17 protein-coding genes and 1 rRNA gene are annotated in these 18,985 nt (G+C 36.9%); 14 read left to right on the top strand and 4 right to left on the bottom strand.

Features of this window, described 5'->3' with window-relative positions:
• Nucleotides 1–210: 210 nt before the first annotated feature.
• Complete coding sequence (locus N7Z68_RS21420) at nt 211–972, bottom strand: Mrp/NBP35 family ATP-binding protein (protein WP_275120509.1); 762 nt, start codon at nt 970–972, stop codon at nt 211–213.
• Between the two features lie 144 nt (nt 973–1,116).
• On the opposite strand from N7Z68_RS21420, the gene N7Z68_RS21415 reads away from it, so the two are divergent.
• From N7Z68_RS21415 to N7Z68_RS21380, 8 genes are all read left to right on the top strand, one after another.
• Nucleotides 1,117–2,826 carry a methyl-accepting chemotaxis protein gene (locus N7Z68_RS21415; RefSeq protein ID WP_275120508.1) on the top strand — a complete coding sequence of 570 codons (1,710 nt, stop codon included), beginning with the start codon at nt 1,117–1,119 and terminating at the stop codon, nt 2,824–2,826.
• A gap of 83 nt (nt 2,827–2,909) precedes the next feature.
• On the top strand, nt 2,910–4,037 hold the full coding sequence (locus tag N7Z68_RS21410; RefSeq protein WP_275120507.1) for a TIGR04053 family radical SAM/SPASM domain-containing protein: 1,128 nt from the start codon (nt 2,910–2,912) through the stop codon (nt 4,035–4,037).
• A 305-nt stretch (nt 4,038–4,342) separates the two neighbouring features.
• A complete protein-coding gene (locus tag N7Z68_RS21405) occupies nt 4,343–5,485 on the top strand; it encodes an MFS transporter (RefSeq protein WP_275120506.1) in 1,143 nt (380 codons plus the stop codon).
• 1 nt (nt 5,486) lies between these two features.
• Entirely contained in the window at nt 5,487–7,610 is a 2,124-nt protein-coding gene (locus N7Z68_RS21400) for a molybdopterin oxidoreductase family protein (RefSeq protein ID WP_275120505.1), read from the top strand.
• A 22-nt stretch (nt 7,611–7,632) separates the two neighbouring features.
• Nucleotides 7,633–8,175: a 4Fe-4S dicluster domain-containing protein gene (locus N7Z68_RS21395; RefSeq protein ID WP_216831315.1), complete on the top strand. Its 543-nt coding sequence runs from the start codon at nt 7,633–7,635 to the stop codon at nt 8,173–8,175.
• A gap of 30 nt (nt 8,176–8,205) precedes the next feature.
• The gene (locus tag N7Z68_RS21390; RefSeq protein WP_275120504.1) at nt 8,206–8,739 is read left to right on the top strand and encodes a QcrA and Rieske domain-containing protein; all 534 of its coding nucleotides are present in this window, start codon (nt 8,206–8,208) and stop codon (nt 8,737–8,739) included.
• Nucleotides 8,732–8,926, top strand: coding sequence for a hypothetical protein (locus N7Z68_RS21385; protein ID WP_216831317.1), 195 nt, complete (start codon nt 8,732–8,734; stop codon nt 8,924–8,926). Before N7Z68_RS21390 ends, N7Z68_RS21385 begins: the two co-directional genes overlap by 8 nt.
• Nucleotides 8,927–9,358: 432 nt before the next feature.
• A complete protein-coding gene (locus tag N7Z68_RS21380; protein WP_275120503.1) occupies nt 9,359–10,072 on the top strand; it encodes a Crp/Fnr family transcriptional regulator in 714 nt (237 codons plus the stop codon).
• Between the two features lie 102 nt (nt 10,073–10,174).
• Here the strand turns inward: N7Z68_RS21380 and N7Z68_RS21375 are convergent, their stop codons facing one another.
• A complete protein-coding gene (locus N7Z68_RS21375; protein WP_275120502.1) occupies nt 10,175–10,717 on the bottom strand; it encodes a hypothetical protein in 543 nt (180 codons plus the stop codon).
• A 188-nt stretch (nt 10,718–10,905) separates the two neighbouring features.
• Between N7Z68_RS21375 and N7Z68_RS21370 the strand changes: the two genes are divergently transcribed.
• Together N7Z68_RS21370 and N7Z68_RS21365 are read left to right on the top strand one after the other, a co-directional pair.
• Entirely contained in the window at nt 10,906–11,622 is a 717-nt protein-coding gene (locus N7Z68_RS21370; protein WP_275120501.1) for a YwiC-like family protein, read from the top strand.
• Nucleotides 11,623–11,749: 127 nt separating this feature from the next.
• Entirely contained in the window at nt 11,750–12,352 is a 603-nt protein-coding gene (locus N7Z68_RS21365) for a TetR/AcrR family transcriptional regulator (RefSeq protein WP_275120500.1), read from the top strand.
• 48 nt (nt 12,353–12,400) lie between these two features.
• Here the strand turns inward: N7Z68_RS21365 and N7Z68_RS21360 are convergent, their stop codons facing one another.
• Nucleotides 12,401–14,017 (bottom strand): acyl-CoA dehydrogenase family protein, encoded by a 1,617-nt coding sequence (locus N7Z68_RS21360; protein WP_275120499.1) that lies wholly within the window; start codon nt 14,015–14,017, stop codon nt 12,401–12,403.
• A gap of 254 nt (nt 14,018–14,271) precedes the next feature.
• Between N7Z68_RS21360 and N7Z68_RS21355 the strand changes: the two genes are divergently transcribed.
• The 3 genes from N7Z68_RS21355 (at nt 14,272) to N7Z68_RS21345 (ending at nt 16,631) form a co-directional block, all read left to right on the top strand.
• Entirely contained in the window at nt 14,272–14,403 is a 132-nt protein-coding gene (locus tag N7Z68_RS21355) for a hypothetical protein (RefSeq protein ID WP_275120498.1), read from the top strand.
• Between the two features lie 103 nt (nt 14,404–14,506).
• The gene (gene zwf / locus N7Z68_RS21350) at nt 14,507–15,994 is read left to right on the top strand and encodes a glucose-6-phosphate dehydrogenase (RefSeq protein ID WP_275120546.1); all 1,488 of its coding nucleotides are present in this window, start codon (nt 14,507–14,509) and stop codon (nt 15,992–15,994) included.
• A gap of 16 nt (nt 15,995–16,010) precedes the next feature.
• Nucleotides 16,011–16,631: a cyclase family protein gene (locus tag N7Z68_RS21345; RefSeq protein WP_275120497.1), complete on the top strand. Its 621-nt coding sequence runs from the start codon at nt 16,011–16,013 to the stop codon at nt 16,629–16,631.
• 115 nt (nt 16,632–16,746) lie between these two features.
• Here N7Z68_RS21345 and gnd read toward each other — a convergent pair whose 3' ends face one another.
• Nucleotides 16,747–18,159: an NADP-dependent phosphogluconate dehydrogenase gene (gene gnd / locus N7Z68_RS21340; protein WP_275120496.1), complete on the bottom strand. Its 1,413-nt coding sequence runs from the start codon at nt 18,157–18,159 to the stop codon at nt 16,747–16,749.
• Nucleotides 18,160–18,906: 747 nt separating this feature from the next.
• On the opposite strand from gnd, the gene N7Z68_RS21335 reads away from it, so the two are divergent.
• Nucleotides 18,907–18,985, top strand: a 16S ribosomal RNA gene (locus N7Z68_RS21335); the annotation flags it as partial.

Below are 18,985 nucleotides of genomic sequence, written 5' to 3'. Positions count from 1 at the left end.
TCTGTAAAGACCCAAACTGAATTAACTATTCTATGGGAACTTTACGTTATTCCTCATAGTCAGATCTACACATTTAGGCCGACTCGTCCATTGAGTCGGCTTCTTTTTTCGGGTTAGGATATTATAAAAGCTTCATAAGAAAGAGTGAATTAACCCATAAGAAAAGCCGTTTCCATATCGATTGGAAACGGCTTTTCTGCAAGTATAAAATTAATTTATTGCTGTTTTTTGATGTAATAAAACTCCATCAATTTGCTGGGCGAGTTCATTAAAATGAACAAATAAATTCGTAGTTTCATCAAAAATAGAAGGAACTTCACCATTTTCATTTGGAAGAGCCATAGGTAATGAAGCTAATAGTTTAGTATCTAATGTCTGGGCTAATGTCTCGCCGCCGCCTTTTCCAAAAAGATAATACTTCTTATCTTGATCGGGAGGAGAGAAATAAGACATATTTTCGATGACACCTAATATTTCATGGTTAGTATTTTGCGCCATCGTCCCTGCTCGTTCAGCTACATGTGTTGCTGTTGGGTGAGGCGTTGTAACAATAATCTCCTTACATTCAGGAACCATATGATGAAGGTCAAGCGCCACATCTCCAGTCCCTGGTGGCATATCTAAGATTACATAGTCAAGTTTACCCCAAATCACGTCTTTAAAAAAGTGTTCGATCATTCGTCCAAGCATTGGACCGCGCCAAACAATAGGGTTATTTCCGCGTACCATAAATCCAGTGGACATAACACTTAACCCATGTGAGCCAACAGGAATGATTTTATTATTAATCGTTTTGGGACGATCTGTGATATTTAAGATCTTCGGTACACTAAAGCCGTAAATATCTAAATCTATAATAGCTACATTTTTATTTAATCGAGATAAAGCAAGAGCTAGATTTACAGATACTGTTGATTTGCCAACGCCGCCTTTGCCACTAGTTACCGCAATTACATTTCCAGTAATCATCATTTTCACTCCTAATTATTAAAGTAAAACCAATATAACTTTATTTTAGTACCTTTCTTTTATTTAAGATGTGACTTTTCTCACAACGGAAAATTATGAATATAGTTACAATCTAGTAAAAGAAGGAAGAATATAAGAGGTGATTATATGAAGAAAACGAGCGTTACTATGAAATTAGGAGTAATTATTTTTACAACCATTTTTATATCAATGGTCATAATTTCCATATCAAATTATCGAATTATTTATGAAAAAGTAAAAGAAGCAGCGGCTATTGAACTGTATGGATGCGCCAATATAACAACAGGCCTATTAAACCCAACTGATATTGAACAACTTGCACAAGGTGACTTATCGAAAGCCGATGAAATTGGCCAATTAATTAGCTGGACAGTTGATCATAAAGACATATTTGAAACACAATACATCCTTTCACTTGAAGGAAAGGTATTAGTCGCAGATGTAAATTTGCAAGCACAAGGATTTCAAGCAGGCGATATGTTTTATTTAGACAAAGAAGCTTTACATATGATGAAGTCAATGGGGCATCCCCATTATTCAGACATTTATGAGTTTGGCGGAATGAAACGACTTACAGGCTATGCACCCATCTTTAAAGATCACGATACAAGTAAAGAAATGATTGCGATTAGTGCCATAGATTTTGATGCAAGCATAGTTCACGAGAGAACATGGGATAAGGTGAAAGGCGGTATTTTATTCGGGATTATTCCTCTACTAATTACGACAATCGTGACCATTTGGTTTGTTAGCAGAACCATGAAACCTATTTCAGAATTTATTGTGTATGCCAAAAAAATCGCACAAGGCGATTTAACTGCGCCGCGTTTAATGATTAACCGGAAAGATGAAATTGGTGAATTAGCCAATGATTTTAATTCGATGGTTGACCAGTTGCAAGAAATGGTTGGAGATGTTTCTGAAAGCTCCTACCAAGTCGCAGCAACATCAGAGCAATTATCCAAACAAGCAAAACAAGTGACGACAACAACGGAGCTTAATTCAGATCGAATTAAAAGTATTCAAGAAGATTCGCAACAGCAAGTAAAGAAATCCAACCATATTAATGAAGTAATTACTGAAATTTCGAATGATATGGATAACGTGCTGCAACGAATGAAACAATCCTCTGAGGTTTCAAAACGAGCAAATGAAAAGGCTGATACAGGTGACGAAGTGATTAAGCGTGCCATTGAGCAAATGGAGAGGATTAAACAGAATTCAGTTTCCATGAAAGAAACGATGAATGGTCTTGATCGAAAATCAGAACAAATTAACGAAATCATATCGATGATTACAGCCATTGCAGATCAAACCAATTTATTGGCATTAAATGCTGCTATTGAAGCTGCCCGTGCAGGAGAACACGGGAAGGGATTTGCAGTAGTTGCGGATGAGGTTCGCAAGCTGGCAGAACAGTCTTCAGCTGCAACAAAAGAGATACGAGAGTTGATATCACAGATACAACAAGAAACAACAGAAGCTGTCAAAACATCATCTCATGGTGACCAAACGGTAACAGACGGAATAGAAGTGATGAATCAAGCAGGTAATTCGTTCCATGAAATTGCAGAATCCATTAATGTGATTACAGGTGATGTCTACCATATTAGTAGTACGTTAAAAGAAATGAATGTAGAAATCCAAAAAATCGTAGAATTAACAAAAATAATTGTAGCCATATCAGAGAGGCATGCAACCCATACAGACTTCGTTGCCGACTCAACTGAGCAGCAAACTGCAGCGATGCAAGAAGTGAGTGCAGCTTCGGGTCAATTAACGAGAATGTCGGAAAGACTGCAAGAGAAAATCAATCACTTTAAATTGAAAGAGTGATTGTGATAGAGCTCACAGTCAAAACTAGTCTTTTCTCTTATAGTCAAAGTAGAAGTTTTGCTTTAGAAGGAGAGTGGCTGAAAATGACCATAGATACGAATGCAATTCACCGGAATTATAACGAATTTCCTTTCATTGTTATTTGGGAAGTCACACGAGCTTGTGCTTTAAAGTGTCTTCATTGTCGTGCGGAGGCCCAATATAAATCGGACCCAAGGCAGTTATCATTTGAAGAGGGAAAACAATTAATTGATCAAATTGCAGAGATGAATAACCCGCTTTTTGTCTTTACAGGCGGGGACCCGCTTATGAGACCAGATTTATTTCAATTGGCACACTATGCAATCCATGAAAAAAATCTTGCTGTCTCGATGACACCGAGTGCCACACCTAAAGTGACGAAAGCGGCAGTTGAAAAGGCGAAGCATGTAGGCTTATCACGGTGGGCATTTAGTTTAGATGGATCCAATGCAGAAATTCATGATTATTTTCGCGGGACCAATGGATCGTTTGACCGTACAATGAAAGGTATTTCTTATCTAAAAGAATTAAACATTCCTATTCAAATTAACACAACGGTCTCCAACTATAATATCGATGACTTAGAGCGTATTAGCGAAGTCGTTAAAGATATGGGGGCAGTCCTTTGGAGTTTGTTTTTCTTAATTCCAACAGGACGAGCTCAACAAAAAGATATGTTAACCCCGCAGCAACATGAAGAAGTCATGAAATGGCTCGTCGAGGTACAGCAAAAAATGCCGTACCATGTGAAGGCGACTGAAGCTCCTCATTACCGGAGGGTGTTCTTACAAAATAAGCAGTCTGCTGCTTCTAATAGGAGTGGAGTCCGTTCAGAGACGAGTGCGATGGAGATACAGAAAAGTCAGAAACGTACAGACTTACTAGGCCGTGCTCCAAAAGGGGTTAATGATGGAGATGGTTTTGTTTTTATTAGTCATATTGGTGATGTCTATCCAAGCGGCTTTTTACCCGTTAAATGTGGGAATGTCCGTGAACAGTCATTATTAGATATCTATCAACATTCACCTGTTATGAAAGATTTGCGAAATAAAACTTTGCTCAAAGGAAAGTGTGGCCTGTGTGAATATAAAGATATTTGCGGCGGTTCACGGGCCCGTGCCTTTGCTGTGCATGGTGATTACTTGGAAAGTGACCCGAGCTGCGACTATACTCCAGCGGCATTAACATAATCGAGTCTTTTAGAGTAACAAGCTTCAATCAAATGATTGGGGCTTGTTTTCGTTATGGGATCTGAGGGGGATCTCAAAGTATCTACTAATTGTGTCATAAAGTTCACAGATCGTCTAAATATAATCCTTATATCCTCACAAACAGCGTCAAATCAACGCAAAATTGCTCCTAAATTTCCACTGCCATTTATTTTGTTACTATATTTTCTTACTTCGTGTGAAAAAACTCACAGTCCTAAAATCGAGCTGCCTCTACAATAAGTTTAACAAAACAAATTGTGATTTAAAGTAGAGGAGTGACAAGGATGACTCAGTTTGAAAAGTCCTTTTATTCAAAAACAAGCATGTATGCTTTCATTGTAGTTTTACTATTAATTATCTCGATGTGGATTGGTACAAAGCAGTTCAGCCATGTGGACATGATGTTGTTTGGTTATCTAATTTCATCGTTTGTCTTTGCGATTGGGATGACGGTTAGAATATGTGCTTGGTCAATGCGACCAGCCACTCACCAAGTATTAAAAAGAACGATCCAAAACTTAAAAGCGAGAAAAAGACAAAAACGTAATTTTAAATCAGTGATGCAAACATTAGTCGATAATATTTTATTCCAAAAATTTATTTTCAAGCGCGGCATTTATCGAGGCATTCAACACTGGCTTGTAGCTTGGGGCTGTATCGGTTCTTTTGCAATTACATTTGGACTGACGTTTGGCTGGATGCACTTTAAACTCGTTGATGCCACGACGTACCAACTTGTAGTGATGGGGTACCCAATGATTAAGATGGCAGCAGACGGATTATTCGCAGAATTAGTTTTTAACGGTCTAAACATTACTGCTTTAATGGTATTAGGTGGAGTCGTCATGATGATGATCCGACGCCAAAGAGACAAAGGTGTTCAAGTTACACAACGGTTCGAATTTGACTTATTTCCTTTATATATGCTTCTAGCAGTAACAGTATCTGGCTTATTATTAACGGTTTCTTATAAATTTCTAGATGGCTTTATTCATTCTTATTTAGCGCTTTTTCACCAATTTACGGTTGTTATTTTCTTAGTATACTTCCCGTTCGGAAAGCTGTTCCACTTACCAATTCGTCCATTGGCTGTGGCGGTTCCGATGAACTACCAAGAGCAACTGAAGGTCGATACTCGACCATGTAAAAAATGCGGAACAACATATAGCAGTGACGATCAAATTGATGATGTTAAAGATATTTTAGGAGCGCAAGCATTTGACTTACAACTAAAAGACGGTTCTTATTTAGCGGACTACTGTCCATCATGTCGAAGAAGAATGCGTGTAATGAGTCAATTAAACTTAGAAAATGCAGCAGGTAATCCATTTGGACCGATCCAAACGAATAACGGCATTCACATTCCAGGGTTTGGCCACAAACGTTCTGAAGACTTTTATGATGAAACAAGAGAAGGGGAGAAATAAAATGACTGACTATCTTGTAAAAGAAGGCGTACAAAACTTACAACATGAAGGAGAAAAATTAATTTCAACACACTGTTGTTACTGCGGCATGCAGTGCGGGATGCACATTCGCCTAGATGAAAAAACAAATAAAGTCGTAGGGGTAGAGCCGCGTTATGACTGGCCAGTAACACTTGGAAAGCTTTGTCCTAAAGGAGTAACCGCTTATCAAACGATCGATCATGATGAGCGAATTACAAAACCACTTATCAAAAAGAACGGACAATTTGTTGAAGCGACTTGGGAAGAAGCGCTTGATCTAATTGAGAAAAACTTTAAAAAGTTGCAAAAAGAACACGGAAAAGATGCACTGAGTGTATTCGGTGGTGTATCGATGACAAATGAAAAATGTTACCTTGTTGGAAAATATGCTCGAGCTGTACTGGGTACACGTTATGTTGATTACAACGGTCGCTTCTGTATGAGTTCAGCTGCGGGTGGATTTATGCAAACATTAGGAACAGATAGAGGATCAACATTACCTTGGCCGGAGTTAGAGCATACGGATTGTTTCTTTATGGCTGGTTCAAATACGGCTGAATGTCATCCAACAAGTATTCAGTGGTTATGGAAAGCAAGAGATAAAGGAGCGAAAATGATCGTTGCTGATCCTCGTGAAACGCCAACTGCCCGAATTGCAGATGTACACCTTGATCTAAGACCTGGAACTGATGACACATTAGCAAGTGGAATGCTTCACCTTCTCATTAAAGAAGGTTATGTAGATGAGGCGTATGTTAACGAGCGCTGTAATAACTATGAAGAATTAAAACAAGCAGTAGAAGGTTTTACACCTGAATTTACATCAAAAATTACGGGTATCGCTGTAGAAAAAATTGTGAAAGCTGCTCACATCTTTGGCCGTTCACCTCGTTCAGTTGTCATGTTTGCACGAGGTATTGAACAGCAATCTAAAGGTGTAGATAATGTTAGACTTTACACGTCAATGGCACTTCTAAGAGGTCAAATCGGTAAATTCGCATCAGGTGTAGCAACATTTACTGGTCAAGCGAACGGACAAGGTGGACGTGAGCACGGTCAAAAAGCAGATGCACTACCAGGTTACCGCAAAATTTCTGATCCAGAAGCAGTTAAATATGTTTCGAGCGTATGGGGAATTGACCCTGCTGAGATGCCGAGAGCAGGGGTATCTGCCTACGAAATGTTTGATGAAATTGAGGAAGGTCGTATTCGCGGAATGCATGTTATGTGTAGTAATCCAGCGGTATCAGCACCTAACCTTCAACATATATGGAATGGATTTAATAAATTAGACTTTCTAGTTGTAAGTGACTTCTTTATGTCAGAAACTGCTGAATTTGCAGATGTTATTCTTCCGGTAACATCTTGGGCAGAAGACGAAGGGACAACGACCAATCTTGAAGGTCGAGTCATTCGTATTCGTAAAGTAAAAGACCCGATTGGAGAATCGAAAACAGATTGGCAAATTATGAAGGTGATCGCAGAGCGAATGGATAAAGGACATTTATTCAACTACAATAATCCACGTGAAATCTTTGATGAGTTCCGCTTAGCTTCAAAAGGTGGAAAGGCTGATTATTACGGGATTACGTACGAGAGAATTGACCAAGAAGACGGTGTATTTTGGCCATGTCCATCAGAAGACCACCCGGGAACACCAACGATGTTTAAAGAAAAATTCGGAACGCCTGATGGAAAAGCAATTCTTCCAATTGTTAACTACCGAGACTCAGGAGAGGTTCCTGATGAGGAATATCCGTTATATTTAACAACAGGACGTGTGGTTTTCCACTTCTTATCAGGAAGTCAAACGAGACGAACTGAATTTTTAATGCAGCAATGTCCGGTACCATATGCGGAGATGCACCCAGCACTTGCAAGTCAATATGGCCTCGTAAATGGAGGTAAAGTGAAATTAATGACAAGACGTTCAGAAATGGAATTAGAAGTTCGATTGACGAAAGCAATTCGTGAAGATACAGTGTTTGTTCCTTACCATTGGGGCAAAGAACTTGCGGTTAATGTATTAACAAATCCAGCATTAGATCCAGTTTCGAGAATGCCTGAATTTAAAGTATGTTCGGTAAAAATGAAAAAGGCCTAAATGGGATAAGGAGTGTATTGGAATGAAAAAAGTTATGTATTTAGAATTTGAAAGGTGTATTGGCTGCCGCTCATGTCAAGCGGCATGCCGTGAATGTGGCGGTCACGATGCAAAAGAAAGAAACTACGTTGAATATGTCGACTTTATGGAAAGCAGACAAACGTTCCCTATGTTATGTATGCAATGTAAAGACCCAGCATGTGCACGAGTATGTCCGGCAAATGCAATTCAAATAACAGAAGAAGGTGTCGTCCTTTCGGCAATGGAAGAAAAGTGTATCGGCTGTCGTAACTGTACGTTTGGATGTCCATTTGGTATACCGAAATTCGACTTTGAAGAAAATAAAATGTACAAATGTGATATGTGTTATGACAGAACTCAATACGGGATTTCCCCGATGTGTGCATCAGTTTGTCCGAGTGATGCAATCCGTTTTATTGACTTCGACGAAATGCAAGCTTTACGCAGACGTCGTACACAGATGAACTTAATCGAAGGAAAAAAACCTTCAGAACAAGATAAATGGCAATACGTACCTGAGTTTTTCGGGGTGTATTCAGACTAATGATTTTTTAAGACCAGAGGAGGGATAAAGATGACAGATAAGAAGAAACTCGGTCGAAATCAAAAAGACAGTCAAGATGATATGGTCAATCTTGTTGATAATATTGATCGTGATGACGATTTAAAATTTAACCGTCGCGCCTTTTTAAAAACAGCTGTTGGTGCCTCAGTAGCGTTAGGACTTGCGACAGTACCATTTTCAGTACGAGCCATGCTCGGTTTTGCTGAAGACGATTTTGAACGAACTGAAATAACCAAAATGGTGAATGTACCAAAAGGAAGTTCAATTACATTTAACTACCCAACAGATAAAGATCCAGCCATTCTAATTCATACGAAAGCTGGTGAGTGGTTAGCGTATAACAGTGCTTGTCCACACTTAATGTGTCCGGTTTTTTATGAACCAGAAAAAGAAGAATTAGTTTGTCCGTGTCATAAAGGATATTTTGACTTACACAGCGGGCAACCGATGGCCGGCCCGCCGCAACGGGAGTTACCGCTAATAGAAATCGAATTAGATAATGGGGTCGTGTATGCGGTGGGAAGGAAAATTCGCCATGGGTAAAAAAATATGCTGGGCCATTATATTAATAACAATTGCTGTGAATGTCGTGATGCTACAATGGACGATTGAAGCGTATTTAGGTGTCGAGTATGAGAAAATTTACACTTATACAATTGTTGGAGTCGTTTCATCGGTTATTGCATTTTTAACGTACTTAAAGTGGCGGAAATTAGAATACACCAATTAGTGAGAAAGCCAACAGATGCAAACTAAAATGGACCATAAGGACATTTTAGCAGCTTTGTTGGCTTTTTTACACCTTATTGAAAGCCCGCTTTCTGTATTGTGTCAATTTTACCAAGGATTTAGGGAGATGATCGAAGTGAAGATTATTATACAAAAGGCCGGAGTAGGGAAAAATACACCTAAGTAATTCAGGGTATTCACCGATTGATAATACATAACAGCTAACGTATCATCAGAAGTAAGTAATTTAGCATAAGTACTGTATTAATAGTATTTATAAAGGAAAAGCTAATCGATGCGAAATGATGGTTAAACATTGAAGGTGAAGGTTTTTTATTAAAAGTGAGACATTTCATACAATAAATCACTTATTAAAAATCTTTAGTAAGGTTTACACATAAATGCAACTAGAAAAGTAAATTGGAGTGAAGTAATGGTGGAGAAGCGAACGGTAGAAATGAAAAGGTTTTTTAGTGAATTGTCCCCTGAAAACCAACGAATTCTTTTAGATGTAGGTACGGAAATAACAGCCGATGAAGGAACTGTCTTATTTGTTGAAGGCGATTATCCAGAATTCGTATACTTAGTTCGTTCAGGGCAAGTTAGCTTAAGTAAGATGACGATTGATGGAAAAGAGTTTTCTGTTCATTTAAAACAAAAAGATGAACTAGTTGGCGAAGTTGGTTTATTCAACGAAATGGCAATCAGTGTAACGGCTAAAGTTGTTGGAAAAGCTAAATTAGTGCGCTTTGAACGTGAACAATTAGAAAACTTATTTTGCCAAAATGGTGAAATTGCTATGGCTTTCATGAAGTGGTTCACAAGACACACCCAATCGACACAAGCTAAATTCCGAGATCTTTTACTTTGTGGTAAAACAGGGGCTATTTACTCAACATTAATTCGCTTCTCTAACTCTTATGGGATTGATCATGAAGAGGGCGTAAAAATAAACGTAAATCTAACGAATCAAGATTTGGCTAATTTTATTGGTACATCAAGAGAAAGTGTAAATCGTATGCTAAATGACTTGAAAAAAGAAGAGGTAATCGAATTAGACGATGGTTATATCGTTATAAAAAACATCCAATTCTTAAAGGATTATTTGCACTGTGGCGATTGTCCCGTAGAAATATGTACAATTTAAAAGAGAGGTTGACTTTTGCTTTTGCACTCCTCATTATGAGGTTTGCTTGAGCAAATTAAGTCAGCCTCTTTTTATGTTACAGGCCTGCTTTACAGTCTTTACTTAGAAAAACTCTCCAGTTGCAGCAATGGACATATTTTTATCGGTAAACACTTTTTCTCCAGTACGAGTTAATAAGGTAATACTTTTGATTTGAAATGCTTTTTCATCATCTAACACGTAGTCAACTAAAATCCCGTCTGCTAATTTTTCAGCGCCAGTGAAAATCTCTACTTTTTGCCCTTCCATCGAACGATGCTTCGCTTTTAATATAAACTCCCGCCATTGTTTGAATTGATTATAAATAAAGGCTTGTCCACCGTCTGGTAAATACCCGATAAAAGCCTTTTGATCATCAAGCACTGGCTCACGACAGTGAAGGAGTAACTGCTCAATTAATTCATGAACTTTTTCTAATTCGACTAAGTTTAATTCAGGAGGAAAAGAAAGATCCCAACAACCTTCTTCTGGGTGATGCACGATATTTAAGGCGTGTATATGATTAAATTTTAGTTGTAATTGATCAGTGGAGTGACGTAATACATATCCATGAGTTGTAACGTTCATTGGATTAAGCTCTTTGTAATAAATCGTAACGTTTAACATGAAAACATCCTTTCTAACTCACTTCATAGTTTTACTTTAACAAAATATAAAACGGTTGACAGTGCGAAAAGTCACACGATGAATAGGTGTGATGGATATCACTTCGTCTTTAATTGTGATCTATTACACTAAGTGTAATGAAGGGTATGAACCCTTTTAAATATCATTAGTTGAAAGGCGAGATGACCATGAAATTATATATTCCACGTGAGCATGGTGCATGGGCAATGTTAATTATTCCATACCTATTAGGATCGTTATTCAGCAATACCACTTGGACGCATTTCATTTTCTTCATTGGTATATTAAGCTTTTACTTTGCAACAGGACCAGTTCTATCCTATATTAGGAAACCTAAATTAGGGAAATCCGTCGTGCCGGCACTTTTACTATATATTTTAATTGGGAGCCTCTTTATTATCCCTGTGTTGATTAAATATCCTTTTTTACTCCTGTTATTTTTAATGATCAGCCCTTGTTTTCTCATTAACATGTGGTTTGCCAAGCTGAAAAAAGAACGATTATTTATTAATGATGTGATTGCTATTATCGGTTTTTCGTTTTTAGTAATGTTTGCTTTTTATATTGGTAATGGTGAAATTCCATCACAAGCTTATTTCATTATGTTTTTAAACATTAGTTTCTTTATTGGCAGTGTCTTTCATGTGAAAACGTTCATTCGTGAACGAGGTAACAAACGTTTTCATAAGCTATCTAATTTTTATCATGGAGGATTAATTATTGTACCCGTTTTACTAGGTTTACCGTTTGTAGCGTTAGCGTTAGCGGTTAGTTCTATAAAAACTTGGATTATGCCCAAGAAAAATATTAAGCCGATTACTTTAGGTTTAATAGAATTAGGAAATAGTGTCGCTTTTGTGTTGCTTTTAGTTTTATTTATCTAATTGATTTAAATTCTAAAAATGCTCATTTTAATCAAATATGATATGTCTGAAAAATATGATAGTTAGTGAAGAAAAACGTGTTTCATTTTATAATGAAAAGCAAAGCATGATGAGAGTAGGGGAAGCCGTGGAAGTAAACAAGACTTTACATTCATTAAAAGCACAAGAAAAAGAAGCACGAAGACAACTAATTATTGATGCAGCCATCTCATTATTTAGTAAAAGACCTATATCTGATGTAAGTGTTAGAGATATAGCCAAGCAGGCGGAAATTTCACCAGCGTTAATTTACCGACACTTTCAAGATCGGGATGCTCTATTCGTAGAAGCCTTCGTAAAAAAAAGTGAGGACATAATCAAAGGCTTTGAAAGAATGATGGATGAAAACGGACACATGAATGCTGAAGAGGTAGGAGTGGAATTTGTCAGTTATTTATTAGACAATGACTTGTTTTTTAGAATGATGACATATTTTATGCTAGATACGAACATCAACGAGAAATCACTACACAATTTTAATGAAAATATTCGAAGATTACTAGGGGTGTTTGATGAAGTTTTTAAGGACAAGAAAACAGAGTCAGACATTCGACTTCATTCTCATGCCTTTTTCGCTGCTTTAAATGGCGTGTTAATTACGTACCGTCAATACCCAGGAAGAACGGAAAACCAAGTGAGAGAACATATGATACAACTAGCTAAAATAATCGGCAAACAATTCCAAACATAAACTTCACTCCACTATAGGTGCCAGGCACCTTTAGTGGAGTGAAGTTTTTTAATATACGGAATTGAGTATTTCCTTTGGGAGGATATCGTCGTCATTGATTTTAACTAAAATATCCTCTTGGAACATCATGTACAACTCTTCTAGAAATTGCGTCCATTTTTTTGCTGCTCTAATGTTACTTTCATTTGGATAGGCATATAAATCTTCTTTTAACAATAATTTGAGTTCATTCGCAAGTTCGTTAATTGTTTCTGGTGAGCGGTTAGGTAATACAGCTCCTATGAAAAGATGAGGTGTACACCAGCTCATCGCTTTTTTAAAATCACGATAGGTTTGTGCAAGTAGAACATTTCTTGGACCTTCCCATAACTCGTTGACCATCGCATCTCTAAATAATCGTGGAATTGCAGAAAAATCTTCTATAGCTCCATGCCCACCAAAGATAGAAATAGCTGTTCGAAGATGATCAATAGTTTCCTTTGTGACAAAGACTTTTTGGAGTAAAATTAATTCACGGATGACAAATTGATTAAGTTTATCTTCAGATGTTAGATTTGATTTAGGCAAATTTTCATACTTGAGATATTCATTATGAATATGAAAGGCGGACACAGTTGCCCGCTTAGCCGCATCTTCTAACTCTTGAAGTTGTGCTTTGGCAAGTGGAAATTCATTAATTTTACGCCCGAAAACGTCACGAAAATTTGCATAAAGAACTGCTTCTCTAGCAGCACGCATTATAAATGCAGCTGAGCCAAAACCAATATCTAGGCGTGAACGTGTTAATACAATACTAACTGCAATTGCCACTCCCCGTTCAATAGGCCCAACACGATAAGCTTTTGCCCCTTCATAATTGATTTCTCCAGAAGGTAATTCACATGTTCCTAATTTTCGTTTTAATCGATTGACAACATGGCCATTTCTCCTATCTTTTAATTCGTTTTCATACGTAGGTACAACAAAGCAGGCAACATTATCGGTACCTTGAACACGAGCAGTTACTACAGAATAGTCTGCATGAGTTGCAGAGCAGAAAAATTTATGGCCGTATAGTCGATAATAATCTTTTTCAGGTACTGCTTCTAATTGGTTAGCGGGAATATTTGATCCGCCTTGAATTTCTGACATAAATTGAGCTCCAACCGCAAAGTCGCCCTCTATTCCTTCTTTTGAATGTAATAAAATTTTCTTTAATTCGGGGTGAAGCTCATCTTGATAAGTTTCAAGTAATGCGACTAAACCATCCGTACAAGCGAGAGGACACATAAGACCAGCTTCGCCATTATGGTGAAGAAGATATCGCTTCAGTGTTCGATCACTTTCGCCCGTACTTGCTGAAAACAATCCATGAGCAAAAACTTCCTTCTCCATTAGCTCTAATTGATGAGGACGAACAATGTCGTCTATACGATGGTTATGGGCATCAAAGTGTAGCAGCCTTGGTTGGTTCTCAACCCGAGCATTTTCCTCAGTCATTTTTCTCCAATGATTTGATACTTTGTTAGAGAACGCTTTCATTTCTTCTGATTCATAAATTTTAGAACCATTAGTGAAATAATCAAGAACATTGTGCAGGAAGGGGTTTTGTAAATGATTGAGTTTGTTCCGTGCCTCAAGAAAACGATCAAAGGAGTAGGTTGATTTTTTGGTTGTTGTATCCATTTTTATCAAACCTTTCTAAATAATCTAATAATTCTAATTTTAGGTTCAGGTGTAGGTTGTGTCAACGATGTTTTTTAAAATAAACAATGTTTACATCATCTGTGATATGCAGTGGTTATAAAATTAATTTAATATAAGAAAAAAGCGGACAAATTGATTGATTTTAACAATCCGCTCGACTAGAATTGAAATGTTGTGTCTTAACTTATTCTGTAGATCTGACATGATAATTTCATCTTAGTAGGGGAAATTAATTGAAAGATGAAACAATACAATGTGGTGTTTTCAGTCAAACTAGTGATAAGAGTGGAAAATTAGTAATTAAATCTCTTAATAATGGCTGTGTTAAAGTGAAGGTTAATATTAAAGATCAAGGGACTTTTTGAGATGAGATTTTCTAGGAAGTTTCTAAAACCTTGTTATCAGTCAAAATCAACACAATAACATAACAGAAGTTAAATAAATAAAATAGTGAAAGATAAGAGAGGCATATTGATGAACATAAAACCGAAATCTACATTAGTTATTTTTGGAGCAACTGGTGATTTGGCGAAAAGAAAGCTTTATCCATCCATTTTCAACTTATTTAAAGGGAATAAATTATCTGAAGAGTTTGCTGTCGTTGGGCTAGGAAGAAGACCTTGGTCAAACGAAACCCTCCGTGATACAGTTAAGCAATCACTAGGGCAAAATGAAGATGATGGGCTAATCGAAAGATTTTGTGAGCATTTTTATTACATGCCATTCGATGTTCAAGAAAAAAATTCATACCACGAATTAAACGTCCTGTTAAATGAATTAGATACAAAACACCATATTCCAGGCAATCGAATTTTTTATATGGCGATGGCACCTGAGTTTTTTGGAACGATTGCAACTAACCTAAAGTCAGAAGGGTTAACTGAAACGAACGGGTGGACAAGATTAATTATTGAAAAACCATTTGGTCATGACTTACCGTCCGCGCAACAATTAAACCGTGAAATTCGTGAAGCTTTTTCTGAAGATGAAATCTACCGTATTGATCATTACTTAGGGAAAGAGATGGTCCAAAACATTGAGGTAATTCGTTTTGGTAATGCTATTTTTGAACACTTGTGGAGTAATCGATACATAGAAAATATTCAAATTACATCAAGTGAAACATTAGGCGTAGAAGACCGTGGCGGGTATTATGAAAAGTCAGGTGCCCTTCGTGATATGGTACAAAACCATATGCTGCAAATGGTATCCTTACTTGCTATGGATCCGCCATTACGATTAACTCCTGAAGAAATACGTAGTGAGAAAATTAAAGTACTTCGTGCACTTCGCCCTATTCCAAATGAAAAAGTCAGTGACTATTTTGTCCGTGCCCAATATGGTCCTGGTGAAATTGATGGAAATGAAGTAGCAGGCTATCGAAGTGAAAGTAATGTAGACCCTGAATCTTATACAGAGACATATGTTGCTGGAAAGTTAGTGATTGACAGTCATAGATGGGCTGGAGTACCTTTCTATATTCGTACTGGTAAGAGACTGCGTGTGAAATCAACAGAAGTTGTCATTCAGTTTAAGGATTTACCGATGAATCTTTATTTAAATAAAGAAGAAAAAGTTCATCCTAATTTGTTGATCATTCATATTCAGCCTGATGAGGGGATTTCATTAGTGTTAAATGGTAAAAAGATGGGGATGTCTGGCGGCAGTGTACCAGTTCAACTTGATTATTGTAATGATTGTGTGAATACTGGTAATACTCCTGAAGCTTATGAGCGCCTTATTTATGATTGTATGCTTGGCGATGCAACCAACTTTGCCCACTGGGATGAAGTCGATTTATCGTGGACATATATCGATATGATTTCAAAGGCGTGGGAGAGCAGAGATATAGATATCCATACTTATGAGTCAGGTTCAATGGGACCAAAAGCAGCAGACGAATTACTAGAAAGAGACGGCAACCATTGGTGGTCCATTAATCATATAAATAAATAGAAAGAGGTTTTTAACGATGAAAGTGATTGATATTAGTGTACCGATCTATGAAGGTATGCCTGTATATAAAAACAAGCCCGAGAAACAACCAAAGCTACGTACAGAAACAAATGGTTATGTAACTGAATCAAGACTGGATTTAGATGTTCATTCAGGTACTCACGTTGATTCTCCATTACATATGGTTGTAGATGGTAAAACGTTTGAAACGATTGAATTAGAAAAATTAGTAGGACCTTGTAAAGTTTTTGATTTAACGCACGTTGAAGACCGAATTACAGCTGCCGATCTAGAAGGCTTAGATATTATAGAAAATGACTTTATTTTATTTAAAACAAAAAACTCATTTGATGAAGAATTTAATTTTGATTTTGTTTTCTTAGCTGAAGACGGCGCAAAACTCTTAGCGGAAATAGGAATACGTGGAGTTGGGATTGATACTTTAGGGATTGAACGCAGCCAAGAAGGACACCCGACCCATAAAACATTGTTTGGAAAAGATATTATTATCATTGAAGGTTTACAATTAAAAGACGTTGAACCGAAAGGATATTTGATGGTCGCGGCTCCGTTGAAGTTAATTGGAACTGATGCATCTCCAGCTCGTGTATTACTACTGGATGGGGTAACATTCTAAAAGAAAAAGTCCAACTAGAAGCTTTTAGGGAAATGAATGCCCTAAGGCTTCTTTTTTGATTGTAAAAATAAGCAGACCTCTCAACTTTAATGATGAGAGGTCTGCTTAAGAATTTTTATTTTTCTAACCAGTTTGTATGGAAAGTTCCTTCTTTATCAATTCGTTGATACGTATGGGCTCCAAAATAGTCTCGTTGTGCTTGTAAAAGGTTAGCAGGGAGTCTTTCACTGCGATAACTATCAAAATAAGATAGTGCACCAGATAATGCTGGAACCGGAATGCCGCTTTGTACTGCAAGGGAGATGATATCTCTTAAAGCCCCTTGATATTGATCAGAAATCTCTTTGAAATATGGATCTAAAAGAAGATTTGATAAGTTAGGGTCACGGTCGTATGCTTCCATTATATTTTGTAGGAACCCAGCACGAATAATACAACCATTTCTGAAAACCATCGCAATTTTACCGTATTGAAGATCCCATTTGTATTCTTCTGAAGCTGCTTTTAGTTGAGCAAAGCCTTGAGCGTATGAACAAATTTTACTGAAATAAAGAGCTTGCCGGATGGACTCAATGATCTCTTCTTTATTTCCTTTAAATTTCGGCTGGCTCGGTCCTGATAAAATAGTACTTGCTTTTACACGTTCTTCCTTCATGGCTGATAAGAAACGAGCGAATACAGATTCTGTAATAATTGGAAGAGGTACTCCTAAATCTAAAGAGCTTTGACTCGTCCATTTTCCAGTTCCTTTTTGACCTGCAGTATCTAATATTAAATCAACGATTGACTCGCCTGTCTCAGGATCCTTTTTCGTAAAAATATCTGCAGTAATCTCAATGAGGTAACTATCCAGTTCACCTTTATTCCATTCAGCAAAAATTTGATGCAGTTCATCATTCGATAAGTTTAAGCCTTCTTTCATTAAGAAATAAGCTTCGCATATTAATTGCATGTCACCATACTCAATTCCGTTATGAACCATCTTAACGTAATGACCTGCACCATCAGGACCAATATAAGTACAACAAGGGTCACCATCTACTTTTGCAGAAATACCTTCTAACATCGATTGGACTAACTCATATGCTTCTTTTTGCCCTCCAGGCATAATGGCCGGTCCTTTTAATGCGCCTTCTTCACCACCAGAAACACCTGCACCAATAAAATGAATACCCTTTTCAGCAAGATATTGATTACGCCTCATCGTATCAACAAAATATGTATTTCCACCATCGATTAAAATATCTTTTTCAGAAAGGTAGGGCAATAATGACTCGATTGCTTTATCTGTAACAGCACCTGCTTGAACCATTAATAGTATTTTACGAGGGACTTCAAGTGATTGTACAAATTCTTCTATACTATATGTACCTACAATATTCTTTTCACTATGTTCAGTAGTAATATTCTTTACAGTTTCTGGTGAGATGTCATAAATGGAAACTGAGTGTCCTTTACTTTCAAAGTTTAAAGCCAAACTCTTTCCCATGACGCCTACACCTAAAACACCGATTTGTTGTTTTGACATTAAATTTTACATCCTTTCTATGTTCACTATCATGACGCTCGCATGACAACATTAAAAATAATACCGAACTATTGTCTTTATGTAAAACGTAATTTATTATTTAGTGCTTTCTTTTTTACCAGTATTAAATTAGCTGTCTTTATTTAAAGTTTTGCTACATTAATCGCGAAATAAACCAAGTTATATTCTTTTGCTTATAGTTTGCTAACTAGCACATCTTTTATTACAGATTAGACAATATAAATTTCCGTTGTTATATATAGAAGCAAGAAGGTAAATACTATATTAATATTAAAATGGATAAAATTGGTGCATTTTAGGCTGTTGCTTATAAGTTAAAATTTTGATATATTATTTTCTATCGCCACTGAGCGTCTATTTGAAGCACAAGATGTTTGCTTTCATTTTATAAAAAAGTCATTGCATTAAAGTTGATAATTTGTTATCATAAATTTTGTCGCTTCGTTAAGTCTGAAGTTGATATCAAAAACAAATTGATACTTACCAAAAAAAGTTGTTGATTAAATATTGCTAGTATGATAAGATATAATTCTTGTCGCTAACAACGACATGCAAAAAAGTTCTTTGAAAACTGAACAAAAAGCCAAGCGAAATAAATGAGATACATGATATCTCGTCAATGTTTTAAAAACGTCACAGTGATGAATGAACTTCGATTAAGAACGCAACGTCCTGTTGCAACATCGAAGCCACCACATCCTGTGGAAGTGAGCTATATCAAACACTTTTATGGAGAGTTTGATCCTGGCTCAGGACGAACGCTGGCGGCGTGCCTAATACATGCAAGTCGAGCGGACCTTATAAG

It is taken from the genome of Alkalihalobacterium chitinilyticum, from assembly GCF_029028005.1.
In the GTDB taxonomy this organism is placed as follows: domain Bacteria; phylum Bacillota; class Bacilli; order Bacillales; family Bacillaceae_F; genus Alkalihalobacterium; species Alkalihalobacterium chitinilyticum.
Note: the sequence above shows the minus strand (reverse complement) of the source record. Positions and strands in the feature narration are given on the sequence as shown.

Excerpts from the sequence above, each read along its gene's own strand:
- N7Z68_RS21400 (WP_275120505.1), top strand. The coding sequence starts at position 5,487 with ATGACTGACTATCTTGTAAAAGAAGGCGTACAAAACTTACAACATGAA.
- N7Z68_RS21395 (WP_216831315.1), top strand. The coding sequence starts at position 7,633 with ATGAAAAAAGTTATGTATTTAGAATTTGAAAGGTGTATTGGCTGCCGC.
- N7Z68_RS21390 (WP_275120504.1), top strand. The coding sequence starts at position 8,206 with ATGACAGATAAGAAGAAACTCGGTCGAAATCAAAAAGACAGTCAAGAT.
- N7Z68_RS21345 (WP_275120497.1), top strand. The coding sequence starts at position 16,011 with ATGAAAGTGATTGATATTAGTGTACCGATCTATGAAGGTATGCCTGTA.
- N7Z68_RS21410 (WP_275120507.1), top strand. The coding sequence starts at position 2,910 with ATGACCATAGATACGAATGCAATTCACCGGAATTATAACGAATTTCCT.
- N7Z68_RS21360 (WP_275120499.1), bottom strand. The coding sequence starts at position 14,017 with ATGGATACAACAACCAAAAAATCAACCTACTCCTTTGATCGTTTTCTT.
- N7Z68_RS21385 (WP_216831317.1), top strand. The coding sequence starts at position 8,732 with ATGGGTAAAAAAATATGCTGGGCCATTATATTAATAACAATTGCTGTG.
- N7Z68_RS21370 (WP_275120501.1), top strand. The coding sequence starts at position 10,906 with ATGAAATTATATATTCCACGTGAGCATGGTGCATGGGCAATGTTAATT.
- N7Z68_RS21405 (WP_275120506.1), top strand. The coding sequence starts at position 4,343 with ATGACTCAGTTTGAAAAGTCCTTTTATTCAAAAACAAGCATGTATGCT.
- N7Z68_RS21420 (WP_275120509.1), bottom strand. The coding sequence starts at position 972 with ATGATGATTACTGGAAATGTAATTGCGGTAACTAGTGGCAAAGGCGGC.
- gnd (WP_275120496.1), bottom strand. The coding sequence starts at position 18,159 with ATGTCAAAACAACAAATCGGTGTTTTAGGTGTAGGCGTCATGGGAAAG.
- N7Z68_RS21375 (WP_275120502.1), bottom strand. The coding sequence starts at position 10,717 with ATGTTAAACGTTACGATTTATTACAAAGAGCTTAATCCAATGAACGTT.
- N7Z68_RS21380 (WP_275120503.1), top strand. The coding sequence starts at position 9,359 with ATGGTGGAGAAGCGAACGGTAGAAATGAAAAGGTTTTTTAGTGAATTG.
- N7Z68_RS21415 (WP_275120508.1), top strand. The coding sequence starts at position 1,117 with ATGAAGAAAACGAGCGTTACTATGAAATTAGGAGTAATTATTTTTACA.